The sequence below is a fragment of the Fibrella forsythiae genome, assembly GCF_017353175.1.
In the GTDB taxonomy this organism is placed as follows: domain Bacteria; phylum Bacteroidota; class Bacteroidia; order Cytophagales; family Spirosomataceae; genus Fibrella; species Fibrella forsythiae.
The window spans coordinates 272,709-286,639 of the sequence record NZ_JAFMYW010000002.1; the positions used below are offsets into that span (position 1 = coordinate 272,709).

The following is a 13,931-nucleotide window of genomic DNA, read 5'->3' on the forward strand; positions in this document are numbered from 1 at the left end:
GTGTCAACGGATGTTTGGCACAGTTTTTCGATAGTAGTATGTACGCGAATCGGGAGGCGTGCCAAAGTGCCTGCTACCCGACCGCGATCACATTTATGGGTTAGGGTTCGCAAATGCCACTTCACGTGTTGGAGGTGGCATTTGTTGTTTTCCGGGCAACCGACGGATTCTTGTCGCCTTCCAGGTCGAACAGGACCACATTCATTTCATAGCCAAGCACCAGCAACAGGCAAATCAGGTTTGTCCAGATCATCAGGGCGATGAGTGTACCGATGGAGCCGTACACCTTGTTGTATGAACTGAAGTTGGAAACGTAGTAGGAGAAGGCCAGCGTAGTCAGCACAATAAGCACCGAGGCCGTTATGGATCCGGGCATGATAAACGGCCACTTCAGGTTCACGTCTGGCCCGTACTTGTAAATAACCGATACTACGCCCACAAAAACAGCAAACACCAGCAGATAACGGGCAATTTTAAGCAGGTAATAAAAAACGATATTATTGAAAACACCGAACTTAAGCAGGTAGTCGATCACCACGCCTCCGATTACCAACAGGCCAATGGCCAGAATCAGCGAGATCGCCAGCGCCACGGTGAGGAGCACGGCAATACCCCGTTTAGCCAGGAAACCGCGTCGTTCGGCCGTTTTGTGTGAGGCGTTGAAGGCGTTCATCAGGGCCACCATACCACTGGTGGCCGAATAGAGCGCCAGCAGAAACCCGAATGATAACACCCCACCCCGTGGCTGACTAATTATGTCCTTAATCGTAGTGTTTACCGTGGCGAAAGCGCCAATAGGCAATGCCTGGGCAAAAAACTGCATGATCTGTCCTTCCAGATCCGGTATGAATTTGATAAACGGGATGAGCGTAAAGAGAAAAATAACCGTTGGAAAAATGGCCAAAATGAGGTTGTAAGCCACCGACGCAGCCCGCTCACTCAGGTCATTGTCGACAATCTTGTCGGTGATCCTGTTCAAAAAGCTGTACCAGTCGTTTGTCGAATTAAAGGCGTTGTGCGTACGTAGCCAGACCCGCGTTCCCGACAGCGCTTTAAAGCTCATTAGTTTTTGAAACATAAGCTAACGGATTTTGGATTTGGGATTGCGGATTTGGGATTTGCTCCGCTGGATATAGTCCCGAACTTAAGCGGAGCAAATCCCAAATCCGCAATCCCAAATCCGACATCCTTCTATACTAAGCCAACTTCCGGGGCAAAAAAAGGTTTCAGGTGGTCGAGGAGCGTAGCTGGTGCTGCCGTGAGCCGTCCGGTATCGGCGCGCTGGAAGACCAGCGTAGTTTGTCCGGTATGGAGCAGTTCGCCCGCTTCATTGCTGATGGCGTATCGAAACACGATCCGGGCGCGGGGTAGTTCAGGAATGGTTACCGTCACGGTGAGCAGATCATCGTAGCGGGCAGGTTTCAGGTAGCGCGATGTATTTTCGTATACCGGCATCATAATGCCCGAGGCCTCCATCTCTTTATAGGAAAACCCGAGGCTACGCAACGCCTCCACCCGGCCAATTTCGTAGAACCGCGCATAGTTGCCGTAATACACGTACCCCATCTGGTCTGTGTCGGCATAACGTACCCGGAACGGAGGAACAAGGAAGGTGAACATAGGGGGAAGAGTCGATAGTCGGGAGTCGATAGTCTGGAGAGTCGGTTTCAGTGTTGCTTACGCATCAGTAGTTCGCTGGCGTAAGCAGCACTGAAACCGACTCTCCAGGCTATCGACTCCCAATTCCCGACTAGTTTATTTCATGATTTTCCGCTCATTGAGCGCGCGCTGGTAGATGCGGGCGTTGGCCATATGTTCGGCCATGTTGCGCGAGAACGTATGATAGCCTGAGAAATCGGCTTTGGCTACAAAAAACAGGTAATCATGCTGTTCGGGATTCAGTACGGCGTCGATGGCTGTAGGAGGTGGCAGGTTGATTGGTCCTGGCGGCAGGCCGGCATACATGTATGTGTTATACGGATTGTTGAACGCCAGGTGTTTATTCAGCACGCGCCGGATCGTGAAATCGTTATTGGCGAACACCACCGTTGGGTCGGCTTCCAGCTTGATACCACGTTTGAGCCGGTTCAGGTAAACGCCGGCCACGCGGGGTTGCTCGTCCGACTTTATGGTTTCGGCCCTGACAATCGAGGCCAGCGTTTGCACCTCCGTCTGGCTCAGGCCCAAAGCGGCGGCTTTGGCTTTGCGCGCCGGTGTCCAGAACTTCTTATACTCGTCGGCCATGCGGCTTAGCAACGCTGTCGGTTTGGCCGTCCAGAACATCTCATAGGTGTTCGGAATAAACAGGCAGATGATGGTGGTGGTGTCCAGGCCATACCGTTTGCAGGTATCGGGGTTGTTAAGCAGTTCACGAAGTGGCTCAGGACCAAACGCGAATTTGCTGCCCACCTTCTCGATGAGTTCACTTTTCAGACGGATGCTGCTGTTGAAGGTCAATTCGATCGGGTCCTGACTACCGCTGCGTAGTTTCTTGATGGCCTCGTAATTGCCCAGACCCGGCTGCATCCGGTAATGCCCTGCCTTTACCCGCTCAGGGTATTTCATTAGTTTCGACACAAACCGGAACGTCATTTCATTTTCCAGCACCTGATGCTTTTGCAGCGTATCGATGACGGATTCAAACGTTGACCCTTTGGGAATATAGAGCGAAAACGGCTTGGCGTCGTCGGTATGAGCGTTGATGTTGGGCGTTTTAGCCAGTTGCCAGGCGTAGAACGTAAACGAAACAAACAGTACCGTAAAGGCAATGTACAGGCCAATTTTGGTGTTGCGCGACAGTGTCATTGAGTGTAAGAGGGCTGATGCGTTATACCGAAGCAAAACATTTTCCGGTATACTAACGCTGCAAAGGTACAGCCCTAACGCAACAATGTGCTGACAGCCGTTTTTTTGATACGAGCAGGGCGGGGGCTACCCTGAGAATGAGCTGCGCCAGTTGATGACGAAACCAATTAATCAGCTCAGTAACAGCATCGGCCAGCGTAGTGGGCCGTTTGTCATAAAAGGGCTGCAACCTTTCGGCGCTAGACTGCATCTTTCCGGTACACAACTCTATACGCCAGATGAAAACGCCTTTACTAATCACGTACCTGGGCATGAGCCTAGCTGTATCATCCTGCTTATCGGCACAGGATGTGAAACGCAATCAGACTTTTTCGGGTATAGCCGCCCTTGATATAAGTGCTGGCGTCAATGTATACCTCACGCAGGGAAACACCGAATCGGTACGTATTGAAGCTAAAGGCTTTGACGATGAGGAGGTTATTTCAGAGCAGCGGGGTAACAAACTGGTGCTGGGGGTTAAACGTCGAAATGGCTGGAAAGGTGTGTTTGGCCGAAATAACTCTGTAAAAGCCTATGTGACGGTGAAAAACCTGAACAGTATCGAGGTCTCGTCGGGGGCTGACCTGGAAGGCGAAACCATCCTTAGCGCTGATGACCTGACCCTGCACACCAGCAGCGGTGCCGACGTTGACCTGGAAGTGAAGGTAAACCGGATGACGGTATCGGTTAGCAGTGGAGCCGATGTGACCCTGAGCGGAACAGCGGGTAAACTAACCGCGTCGGCGTCGAGCGGGGCCGATCTGAACGCCGGTAAGCTGGAAACAGATGTCTGCTATGCCGAGGCATCGGGTGGGGGCGATGCGCGGGTGTATGGCCGGAAAGAACTCTACCTGCGGGCATCGGGTGGGGGCGACGTAACCTATCGAGGCCCCGGACAGTTAGTAAGCAGGAAGACCTCCGGAGGAGGGGACATTAATCGTGATTAAGCAAGAGAACCTATGAAAACGAACGTTATGCGGCTATTGTTAGCCTTTTTTACGTTGGCAGCCAGCCAGCTTTATGCGCAGGATATCACGCTAAACCCGTCTGTCGCCAACTTTTCGGTACTGAAAGTGAGCTCAGGGGTTCAATTGTTTCTGACGCAGGGTGATTCCGAGTCGTTGAGAATTGAGGCACGCGGCTTCGACGCAAAAGATATCGTCACCGAAGTAGATGGTCGGGAATTGAAAATCAGCATCCGCCTGCAGGGATGGCTGGGCAAAAATAAAGCCGACAAAAACACCAGCCGCTACGTGAAAGCGTACCTGACGGCACGCCAGTTGAACGAAATCACCGTATCGGCAGGTGCGCAGCTAACGGGCGAAACTCCCTTCCAGGCGGAGAAAATCGGCTTGTTCGCTAAATCGGGTTCCGAACTGACTATGAACGTGAAAGCCACCGACGTTGAGTTAAGCTCGGGCGCTGGCTCTACGGCCACAGTGTCGGGTTCAGCCAAAACGGTTACGGCTTCGGCATCGGCTGGTGCCACCATCGAAGCCAAGTCATTGACTGCCAATACAACCCAGGCCGAGGCTACCAGCGGTGCCAGTGTACGTGTGTATGCCGAAAATGAACTGTTTTTGAAAGCATCAACGGGTGGGAGCGTCACCCACAGCGGCCCCGGCCGGATCGTGAGCCGCAAAACGTCGCTGGGCGGCAGCGCCGATTAACTGACCAGGAATACTACATTGAGGGTTAGTTCCGGGCCTGTTCAGCGTCCTGAAGCAGCCGATTTAACCAGTATAACCAGTACGGCAACAGGCCACCCAAGATCGATACTCATCATCTTGGGTGGCCTGTTGCCGTTGTAAGCAGCCTTCTGTTTGGTCGCCCAGCCATCTGTTGGCCAAATCGTGAGTGACTAACTTGTCAATGACTGCCTGAAAATGGTTGTGGAATGTATCTTTGTTGATATAAACATTCACGACATGACTGGGTTGATTCACGCCGGCCAATGCTTGCCCTAGCGTAAGGGATATCCCGGCTTCTCCCAGACGGTACCAGACTCTGGTTGCTCGTTGTGGTGGTTGGGATCAGCGGCCGGCATGCCGGTATTCAAGCACCTAGTGAATCAACGATAGCCTGCCGAAACCGCACCAGGCGCCGCTACGTGACGTGAAAAAGCCAGTACGATGACCTTTCTTTCGTTGAAAACAAGTATAGTTGCAGTAGTCCCCTCACGCCTGATCGGCCTGCTGGTGGTTGGTGTGCTGGGTACGTGGATCAGCCTGAGTTGCCAGCAAAAAACGGCTGATGAAACGGCCAATGCCGACGAAGGCCCCGCTTTGTTTACCCTGCTTTCGCCCGAAAAAACCCACATTACCTTTACAAATGAGTTAACAGAAGGGCTGAATACCAACGTGTTGATGTACGAGTACTTCTACAACGGTGGTGGTGTGGCCGTGGGCGATGTGAACAACGATGGACTGGAAGACCTGTATTTTTCGGCCAACATGACCGCCAACAAGCTCTACCTGAACCGGGGCAAAATGGCGTTCGATGACGTAACCCGGGCTTCGGGCGTGGCGGGCCGCGAAGGACCGTGGAAAACCGGCGTGACTATGGCCGATGTAAACGCCGACGGCAAACTCGATCTCTTCGTTTGCTACTCAGGCAAACTGGCGGGGGCCAGGCGCATCAACCAGTTGTTCATCAATACAGGCAATAACGCCAGCGGGGTCCCGCAGTTTACAGATCTGGCCAGCCAGTATGGCCTCGCCGATTCGACCCACAGCACCCAGGCCATTTTCTTCGATTATGACCACGACACCGATCTGGATCTGCTGCTGTTGAACCACAACCCCAAGCGCCTGACACTCGATGATGTCAGTATTGCCGAACTGGCTAAAACCCCTGATCCTCAGATTGGAATCCGGCTGATGGCGCAGGAAAAAGGGGCGGGCGGTCAACCGTATTTTCGCGATGTAACAAAGCAGGCGGGGCTGCAAGGGTCCGCTCTTTCGTATGGCCTAGGGGCGGGTGTTTCTGACATCAACGGCGATGGCTGGCCAGATATCTACGTCTCCAACGACTACAGCATTCCCGACTACCTGTATATCAACACCGGGAAAAGCGGTAAGCCCGGCTTCACCGACCAACTGGCAAAAAGCCTGGGCCATACGTCGCAGTTTTCGATGGGCAACAACGTCTCGGACGTGAACAACGATGCCCTGCCCGACATTTTCACACTCGACATGCTGCCCGCCGATAATCACCGGCAAAAGCTATTATTCGCTCCCGATAATTACGAAGCCTTCGACCTGAATCTGCGCGCTGGCTTCAACCACCAGTACATGCGGAACATGCTGCATATTAACAATGGCTGGGAGCAAGGGGGAAAAGGGAGCCCCCTGCCAACGTTTAGCGAAGTAGGGCAACAGGTTGGCCTGTCGAATACAGACTGGAGTTGGTCGCCGCTGTTTGCCGATTACGACAATGATGGCTGGAAAGACCTGTTCGTAACCAACGGCTACACACGGGATTACACCAACATGGATTTTCTGAAATACATGGGTGATTTTCTGCAGAATAACCGGGGCAACGTGCGTCGGCAAAACCTACTGGAACTGGTGCAGAAGATGCCTGCGTCCGGGGTGGTAAGTTACCTGTTCAGGAACAATGGCGGGAAAGGCACTCTCTCATTCACTGATGTTAGTAAAGCATGGGGTGTTAGTAAGTCCGCTAATAGCAACGGGGCCGTTTACGCCGATCTCGACAACGACGGTGACCTCGATCTGGTGGTTAACAACATCAATCAGCCCGCTTTCATTTACCAGAATGAGGCCAGTACGCGCGCAACAAACCACTATCTGACGGTCAGCCTGAAAGGAGCCGGGCAGAACACACAGGGTCTTGGCGCCACCGTAACCCTCTACAGGAAAGGGCAGCGTCAGTACCTCGAACAGATGCCCGCCCGTGGCTACCAATCCAGCGTATCGCCACTGCTGCATTTCGGGTTAGGAGCCGACGCAACCATTGATTCGCTGCGGGTGGTCTGGCCGGGTGGTAAGCAACAGATTTTGCAGCAAGTGAAGGCCGATCAGGTACTTACGCTGAATGAAAGGCAGGCGTCAGGTACGTATCAACCGGTGAGACCGGCACCGGCGGCGTTCGCTGAAGTAAAGTCGCCCATTGTCTTTCGCCAGCAGGCCACGACGATTAACGATTTCAAACGGCAACCGTTGCTGATCAATCCGATGTCGTTTTCCGGGCCTTGCCTGGTTAAAGCGGACGTCAATGGCGACGGGTTGGAGGATGTGTATGCCGGTGGCGGAAACGGGCAGCCAGGTACGTTGTTTCTGGGGCAGCCGGGCGGTGGGTTTCAGCCCAAGCCCGTTGCCGCTTTTGCCGACGATAAACGGAGTGATGATGCCGACGCGGTCTTTTTCGACGCGAACGGCGACGGTTTTCCCGACTTGTGTGTGGCAAGTGGAGGGTACGCCAATTTTCTGCCCGACGACCCACTCCTGCAGGACCGACTGTACCTGAACGATGGAAAAGGCAACTTCATAAAAAGCCCGACTGCCTTGCCTGCCCTGCATACCAGCAAAAGCTGCGTTCGGGTAGCCGACATAAACGGCGACGGAAAACCAGATCTGTTCGTGGGGGGGCGGGTTGTTCCGGGGCGTTATCCCGAAACGCCGCCAAGCTTCCTGCTTATTAACGATGGCCACGGGGCGTTTGCCGACAAAACGGCCGAACTTGCCCCCGCGTTGCAGCGAATCGGCATGGTGACCGACGCCGCCTGGGTTGATCTGACAGGCGATAAGCAACCCGAACTGATCATCGTGGGCGAATGGATGCCTGTAACGGTATTCGCCAAAACTGCCGGGAAATTTACCGACCACACCACCGACTTCTTTGCCAAGTCATACAAAGGCTGGTGGAACAGGCTGCTGGTGGGTGATTTCAATAAAGATGGAAAGACTGACCTGGTGGTGGGCAACATGGGCCTGAATACACAATGCAAAGCCAGCGATAAAGAACCCGCCGAACTAATTTATAAAGACTTCGACGACAACGGTTCGGTTGACCCCATTCTGTGTTTTTACATGCAAGGCAAAACGTACCCTTACGTGTTCCGCGATGAACTGCTGGATCAGATCAGCCTGATGCGCGGCCGTTTTCCCGATTATAAAAGTTACGCCGACCAGACACTAGCGACGATCTTTACGCCCGAAGAGCTACAGGGTGCCGCACGCCTGGAGGCGAACGAGTTGAAAACCAGTTACTTTCAACGGGGTGGTGATGGTAAATTTCAGGCAATGACGTTACCACAGGAGGTTCAGTTCTCACCCGTTTGTGCCATGACCTCGCTCGATTATGACCACGATGGGAACGCTGATTTGCTGCTGGCCGGGAATATCAATCAGGCGCGGTTACGTTTCGGTAAATCCGACGCCAACTACGGGCTGCTGCTTAAAGGCGACGGCCGGGGCGGATTTCGGGCGGTGCCGCAGTATCTGTCTGGCTTCCGGCTGACTGGCGACGTGCGCAGCATTTTGCCCATTAATCAAACGTTGCTGTTCGGTATTAATCAACAGCCGGTGCGGGCGTACCGGCCAACGAAGGAATGAAAACGCTATTTGGATTTGCTTTACTGATACTGGGACTGAGCGCCTGTCAGCGTGAGTCAGGTACGTTGCCGCCGCTGGGAATCGGTGTCATCGACCAGGTGACCGACCGGATGACCGACGTGATGGTACACGATGTAACAAACCCGCCACTAGCCGCCCGTTTTTTCGCCTATGCCTGCCTGGCTGGTTATGAAGTAGTAGCCCGGCACGACAGCGCCGGCCGCTCCATGTCGGGCATACTGAACGGTTTCCCGGTCATTGACAGGCCAACCAATCTGCCTAAGGCCAATAACCAGTTGAGTGCTGTGCTGGCTATGCTGGCCACGGCGAAGAAGATGCAGCCTTCAGGTACGTTGTTACAAGCCTACGAAGATAAACTGCTCGATTCGTGCCGCACGCTGGGGTATAGCAATGAAACCATCGACCAGTCGAGGCAGTACGCACTGGCTGTTAGCAAACAGATTCTGACCTACGCCAAAGCCGACCGGTATAACCGCATCAGCAATTTTCCGCGCTATACACCAACCGCAGGCAAAGGCAACTGGTACCCAACGCCGCCTGGTTTCTTTGCGCCGGTTGAGCCGTATTTCAACACCATCCGGCCGTTTACGCTCGATACCGCCAATCAGTTTCGCCCCGTACCTCCTGTGCCGTTCTCGACCGCTAAAAACTCGCCTTTTTTTGCCCTGATGAAGCAGAATCATGACGAACAACTGTCGGAGGGAGAAAAGCAGATTGCCGCCTTCTGGGATTGTAATCCGTTCGCGCTGGAAGACAACGGCCATCTGCTGGTTGGTATGAAGAAAATATCGCCCGGAGCGCACTGGATGGGCATAACGGGTATCGCCTGCCGCACCGCAAAGGTCGACTTTGCCAGGGCGATGCGCGTTCACACAGCCATTGCCATTGCCCTCACCGACGGGTTTATCTGCTGCTGGGACGAGAAGTTCCGCAGCAACCGCATTCGCCCCGAAACGGCCATCCGCGCTCACCTCGATCCAAATTGGAAGCCTTTTCTGCAAACGCCCCCTTTCCCGGAATACCTGAGTGGCCATTCCACGATTTCATCAGCCTCAGCAGTTGTTCTGACCCATTATTTCGGCGACAAATTCGACTATACGGATACCGTTGAAAACCGGTTTGGGCTGCAATCCCGGTCGTATCACTCCTTCAACGAAGCCGCTCAGGAAGCCGGTCAATCCCGTTTCTATGGCGGCATTCACTTCATGGACGCCATCACCAACGGCCAAATCCAGGGCCAGAAAGTTGGAGAGTGGGTGATAAAGACGATGGAAGGAGAGAGGTAATCGTTTGCATAGCGCTGTAATGCAAACGATTACCCCAGATAGCTCCCGATGCTGACCATGTCGGCGAAGACGCCGGAAGCCGTTACCCCGGCACGCAATCTGTGTTTTTCACAGCGGAGCCCGAACATAGATTACAGGGTCAAATACCAGCAATTCGTTATCGTCTCTTACCAGCACATTACGGTGGTGAAGGTCACTAACAACAATGCCAAAACTTTGATGAACGTACTCATTATTCTTGAGTGAAATAAAGTCGAACGGAGTCATATAAGAGGCTACTTCGGCAGGTGTTGCACCACGAATCCCGCGAAGGGCTTTCTGGCTGACAACTGACATTAATGCGCCATCTACTTCCATTAAACCAAGGAAGGTATATCCCGTTTGTGGAAATAGCCAATTGTGAATCAATAGATTATGAAAGTAGCTAAGCCAGGTTCCATAATAATTCAAATTGTTTCGTTTAATATACGTACCTGACTGCACATATACCTGATGTTCAGCGCCTCCCTCGCACCCTTGGGCTTGCCAGGCATCCGTGAAAGGCTCATCCGGCAACATAGAATTTGTAATCTTCGCCCAACGACGCAATAGCTTTTCTTCGCCTATTTGTAGCGCCTGTTCTAATGCTATTTGTTCGTAGCGGTTTCGCGGGGCTGCTCCTTGAGCCGCTTTGCTTGCTCGATGCACTCCTGCAATGACATCAATGGCTGCTCGGAGACCTTCCTGATCATTTTTTCGCTCTGCAGCCGGTGGTACTCGTTGAGGTACGTATCGCGCTCTTCCATCTGATTCACTTGTTTCGTCCATTTGTTGAACAACCCTGACTCTGTGTTCGTTCTGATTGCTTTTACCCCAGATAGCTCCCGATGCTGACCATGTCGGCGAAGACGCCGGAGGCCGTTACCTCGGCACCAGCGCCTGGTCCTTTAATTACCAGCGGGCGTTCTTTATACCGCTCGGTCGTAAACGAAATGATGTTGTCAGCACCGGTAAGCTGGTAGAACGGATGGTCCGGACCAACGCCCCGCAGGCCAATCACGGCTTTCCCGTTCTCGAAGGTAGCAATCATCCGTAGTTTTTCGCCCCGCGCGTCAGCTGCGTTCAGCATGCTTTCGAAATAGTCGTTTTCTGCTTTCAGCGCGTCGAAGAACGTGGGAATTGTGGGCGCATCGAGGCAGGAGGGGGGCAGGATGTTCTGGATCGTAACATCTTCCGGTTCGAGCGGGAAACCGGCTTCACGGGCCAGAATCAGGATTTTCCGGGCTACATCCTGGCCACTCAGGTCGTCGCGGGGATCGGGTTCGGTATAACCTTTTTCCTTGGCTTCGCGCACTACATCCACGAAGGACGTACCTGGCTTGAACGTGTTGAAAATGTACGACAACGTACCTGACAGAATCGCCTCGATCTTCAGAAAGCGGTCGCCCGACGTGAGCAGGCCCTGAAGCGTGTTGATGATGGGTAACCCCGCACCCACGTTGGTTTCGTACAGGAACTTCACGCCCCTGTTCAGGGCTGTGCGTTGCAGGCGACGGTACTCGGCGTAGGAACCCGAGTTGGCCACTTTATTGGGCGTCACCACCGAAATGTTGGCGTCGAGCAGCGACTCGTAATACTGTACAATGTCTTTGTCTGACGTACAGTCGATGAAGACCGAGTTGGGCAGGTTGTAAGACTTTATTTTCTCGAAAAAGGCTGGTAGCGAGGTGGTTACGCCGTCGGTTTGCTGGAATTCTTTCCAGGTGTGCAGGTCCAGCCCGTTCGGGTTAAGCACCATCTTTTTGGTATTCGACAGGCCAACGACACAAATTTTCAGCAGCTTCTCGCGCCGCAAATACTCGGCCTGTGCGTGAATCTGGCGGAGCAGTGTCTGCCCGATCAGGCCGGTACCAACCAGGAATACATTCAGCACACGTGCTTCCGACTGGAAAAACACGTTGTGCAGGGCGTTGAGGGCTTTTGACAGGTTGTTCTTTGTAATCACCACCGAGATATTGATCTCCGACGAACCCTGCGCCACGGCCACAATGTTTACCCCGTTTTTGCCCAGTACCGAAAACAGTTTCCCGGCAATACCCGATGATTTGCGCATGCCTTCACCCACAGTAGCAATGATGCTCAGGTCGCGCTCGATGCTGATGTTGTCTACATGTCCGCTGGCAATGTCGGCGGCAAAGGCTTCGTCCAGGATCAGCTTCACGCGGTCGGCTCCTTTGGGGTCGATGGCAAAACAGATCGAATGTTCCGACGACGCCTGCGAGATCAGAATAACACTGATTTTGTGCTGGGCCAGAATGCCGAATAGCTTGGCCGATACACCTGCCACACCGATCATGCCCGAGCCCTGCACGTTCACCAGCGCCACATCGTCGATGCTCGAAATGCCCGTGATCGTATACTGCCGACGGTCGGCGGTGCGGCTGACGACCGTACCTGCATGCTCGGAATTGAACGTGTTGAGCACGCGGATCGGAATGTTACGGGCAAAAGCGGGTTGCAGGCTGGGCGGGTAAATCACTTTGGCCCCGAAATGGCTCAACTCCATCGCTTCCGCATAGGTAATCGTCGGGATATTAAAGGCGTTGGGCACTTTGCGCGGGTCGGCGGTCATCATGCCGTCAACATCGGTCCAGATGTCGATTACCTCGGCGTTGAGCGCTGCGCCCAGAATGCTGGCGGTGTAGTCGGAGCCGCCCCGGCCCAGCGTGGTTGTCTCGCCTTTTTCGGTCGACCCAATAAAGCCAGTCACGAATTGAACGGGTGCCGACGAACCAGACTGTTTCTCGAAGAATCCCTGAATCAACGGGTTGGTCAGCGTATAATTTACTTCAGCGTGGCCAAACTGACTGTCGGTTTTGATCAGGTCGCGGGCGTCACAGAATTGGGCAGGTACGCCGCTCGATTTGGTGCATTCGGCCACAACCAGGTTCGACAGTCGTTCGCCGAAGCTCATGATCAGGTCCATGGTGCGGGGGGTTAGCTCACGAATAAGCGATACGCCCCGAAGCAGATCCTCCAGTTCGTTGATGGTGCCACGTACGGCCGCAAATACCCGGCTTTGCTCTTTTACCGGAATAAGGGCCTTCACCACGCTGAAGTGCCGGTCTTCAATGCGCCGTACCAGTTCCATGTAATCAATCTGGCCATTAGTGGCCATCCGTCCGATTTCGATGAGCTGATTCGTAACGCCGCCCATGGCCGAAAGCACAACGACGATGGGTGTTTCCTGGGTGCGGTGAGTAGCAACGATGCGGATAACCTGCCGGATGCTCTCGACCGAGCCAACCGACGTACCGCCGAATTTAAGGATATGCATGGGTAATAATGAGCGAATATGCGGTTGAGTGAATGAGCGAATCCGCTCTGCCAGAGAACATAGCAGGACTAAGCGGAGCTTATTCGCTCATTCACTCAATCGCGCATTCACTCATTAAATAGGCTGAGGCAAATATAAGGCCAGTCGCTGGTTTCCGGGTCCATTTCTCAGAACTGTTGCAGATCGTTTGACTCGAAGATATGTTTGCCGGACAGGCTCTGCTGCATCGTTGTCAGCATGGCGCTGGCAACTTTTTCGGCATCGATGGCTTTATATTTGGCCGGAATGAGCGGGTCAACCAGGCGCATGATGCCACTTCCGATGCGTTCGCCCAGGCGTTTTTCGTTACGGTTGCCCAGTAATAACGACGGGCGGAAGATCAGCAGCGAGGGGTAGTTGAGGGCCGTGAGGTCGCGCTCGATCTCGCCTTTCACCTGGTTGTAAAAAAAAGACGAAGAGGCACTGGCACCCATAGACGTTACAATGGCGAATTGGGAAGCGCCGTTCTCTAAACCTAACCGGGCTATATCGAGCGGATACTGGTAATCGACTTTTCGAAACGCTTCTTTCGAACCTGCTTTCTTGATGGTGGTGCCGAGGCAGCAATAAATATCGTCGGCGCGCACAAGCAGGCCGTTTGGATGGTCAAAGTCGAACGGGATCTCCTGAAGCCGCGGGTGCTGCCAGCCGAGTGGCCTGCGCGTAAGTACCTGAACCCGGTCATACGCCGCCGAGTCAACAAGCTGATGCGCTAGAATGTCGCCAACAAGGCCTGTTGCGCCCACTAGTAACGCTGTTTTTAAGCCAGATATATTCATTTGCGTTTGATGAAAGCAAGTATGGAATCATTCGGGGAGATTTTGCTAATTTACCCCTCCAGGCTAAAGC

The 13,931-nt window shown here is 53.5% G+C and carries 10 protein-coding genes; 4 read left to right on the forward strand and 6 right to left on the reverse strand.

What is annotated here, in order from left to right:
- Positions 1–121 precede the first annotated feature (121 nt).
- From J2I46_RS07215 to mltG, 3 genes are all read right to left on the reverse strand, one after another.
- Complete coding sequence (locus J2I46_RS07215; RefSeq protein WP_207328337.1) at positions 122–1,078, reverse strand: YihY/virulence factor BrkB family protein; 957 nt, start codon at positions 1,076–1,078, stop codon at positions 122–124.
- 113 nt (positions 1,079–1,191) lie between these two features.
- Positions 1,192–1,620, reverse strand: a complete 429-nt coding sequence (locus J2I46_RS07220) for an acyl-CoA thioesterase (protein WP_207328338.1) — start codon at positions 1,618–1,620, stop codon at positions 1,192–1,194.
- Between the two features lie 135 nt (positions 1,621–1,755).
- On the reverse strand, positions 1,756–2,799 hold the full coding sequence (mltG, locus tag J2I46_RS07225) for an endolytic transglycosylase MltG (RefSeq protein WP_207329132.1): 1,044 nt from the start codon (positions 2,797–2,799) through the stop codon (positions 1,756–1,758).
- A gap of 284 nt (positions 2,800–3,083) precedes the next feature.
- Between mltG and J2I46_RS07230 the strand changes: the two genes are divergently transcribed.
- The 4 genes from J2I46_RS07230 to J2I46_RS07245 all read left to right on the forward strand — a co-directional run bounded on the left by J2I46_RS07230 (position 3,084) and on the right by J2I46_RS07245 (position 9,727).
- Positions 3,084–3,791: a head GIN domain-containing protein gene (locus J2I46_RS07230; RefSeq protein ID WP_207328339.1), complete on the forward strand. Its 708-nt coding sequence runs from the start codon at positions 3,084–3,086 to the stop codon at positions 3,789–3,791.
- Between the two features lie 12 nt (positions 3,792–3,803).
- The gene (locus J2I46_RS07235; protein ID WP_207328340.1) at positions 3,804–4,514 is read left to right on the forward strand and encodes a head GIN domain-containing protein; all 711 of its coding nucleotides are present in this window, start codon (positions 3,804–3,806) and stop codon (positions 4,512–4,514) included.
- A gap of 462 nt (positions 4,515–4,976) precedes the next feature.
- Positions 4,977–8,420: a VCBS repeat-containing protein gene (locus tag J2I46_RS07240; protein WP_207328341.1), complete on the forward strand. Its 3,444-nt coding sequence runs from the start codon at positions 4,977–4,979 to the stop codon at positions 8,418–8,420.
- The gene (locus tag J2I46_RS07245) at positions 8,417–9,727 is read left to right on the forward strand and encodes a vanadium-dependent haloperoxidase (protein WP_207328342.1); all 1,311 of its coding nucleotides are present in this window, start codon (positions 8,417–8,419) and stop codon (positions 9,725–9,727) included. The genes J2I46_RS07240 and J2I46_RS07245 overlap by 4 nt, the downstream gene beginning before the upstream one ends.
- Positions 9,728–9,835: 108 nt before the next feature.
- Here the strand turns inward: J2I46_RS07245 and J2I46_RS07250 are convergent, their stop codons facing one another.
- The 3 genes from J2I46_RS07250 to J2I46_RS07260 form a co-directional block, all read right to left on the reverse strand.
- Positions 9,836–10,534: a putative polyvalent protein kinase domain-containing protein gene (locus J2I46_RS07250; RefSeq protein ID WP_207328343.1), complete on the reverse strand. Its 699-nt coding sequence runs from the start codon at positions 10,532–10,534 to the stop codon at positions 9,836–9,838.
- A gap of 40 nt (positions 10,535–10,574) precedes the next feature.
- On the reverse strand, positions 10,575–13,043 hold the full coding sequence (gene thrA / locus J2I46_RS07255; RefSeq protein ID WP_207328344.1) for a bifunctional aspartate kinase/homoserine dehydrogenase I: 2,469 nt from the start codon (positions 13,041–13,043) through the stop codon (positions 10,575–10,577).
- A 167-nt stretch (positions 13,044–13,210) separates the two neighbouring features.
- Positions 13,211–13,861 carry an oxidoreductase gene (locus tag J2I46_RS07260; RefSeq protein ID WP_207328345.1) on the reverse strand — a complete coding sequence of 217 codons (651 nt, stop codon included), beginning with the start codon at positions 13,859–13,861 and terminating at the stop codon, positions 13,211–13,213.
- Positions 13,862–13,931 lie beyond the last annotated feature (70 nt).

Excerpts from the sequence above, each read along its gene's own strand:
- J2I46_RS07260 (WP_207328345.1), bottom strand. The coding sequence starts at position 13,861 with ATGAATATATCTGGCTTAAAAACAGCGTTACTAGTGGGCGCAACAGGC.
- J2I46_RS07220 (WP_207328338.1), bottom strand. The coding sequence starts at position 1,620 with ATGTTCACCTTCCTTGTTCCTCCGTTCCGGGTACGTTATGCCGACACA.
- J2I46_RS07240 (WP_207328341.1), top strand. The coding sequence starts at position 4,977 with ATGACCTTTCTTTCGTTGAAAACAAGTATAGTTGCAGTAGTCCCCTCA.
- J2I46_RS07245 (WP_207328342.1), top strand. The coding sequence starts at position 8,417 with ATGAAAACGCTATTTGGATTTGCTTTACTGATACTGGGACTGAGCGCC.
- J2I46_RS07230 (WP_207328339.1), top strand. The coding sequence starts at position 3,084 with ATGAAAACGCCTTTACTAATCACGTACCTGGGCATGAGCCTAGCTGTA.
- J2I46_RS07250 (WP_207328343.1), bottom strand. The coding sequence starts at position 10,534 with ATGGACGAAACAAGTGAATCAGATGGAAGAGCGCGATACGTACCTCAA.
- J2I46_RS07235 (WP_207328340.1), top strand. The coding sequence starts at position 3,804 with ATGAAAACGAACGTTATGCGGCTATTGTTAGCCTTTTTTACGTTGGCA.
- J2I46_RS07215 (WP_207328337.1), bottom strand. The coding sequence starts at position 1,078 with ATGTTTCAAAAACTAATGAGCTTTAAAGCGCTGTCGGGAACGCGGGTC.
- thrA (WP_207328344.1), bottom strand. The coding sequence starts at position 13,043 with ATGCATATCCTTAAATTCGGCGGTACGTCGGTTGGCTCGGTCGAGAGC.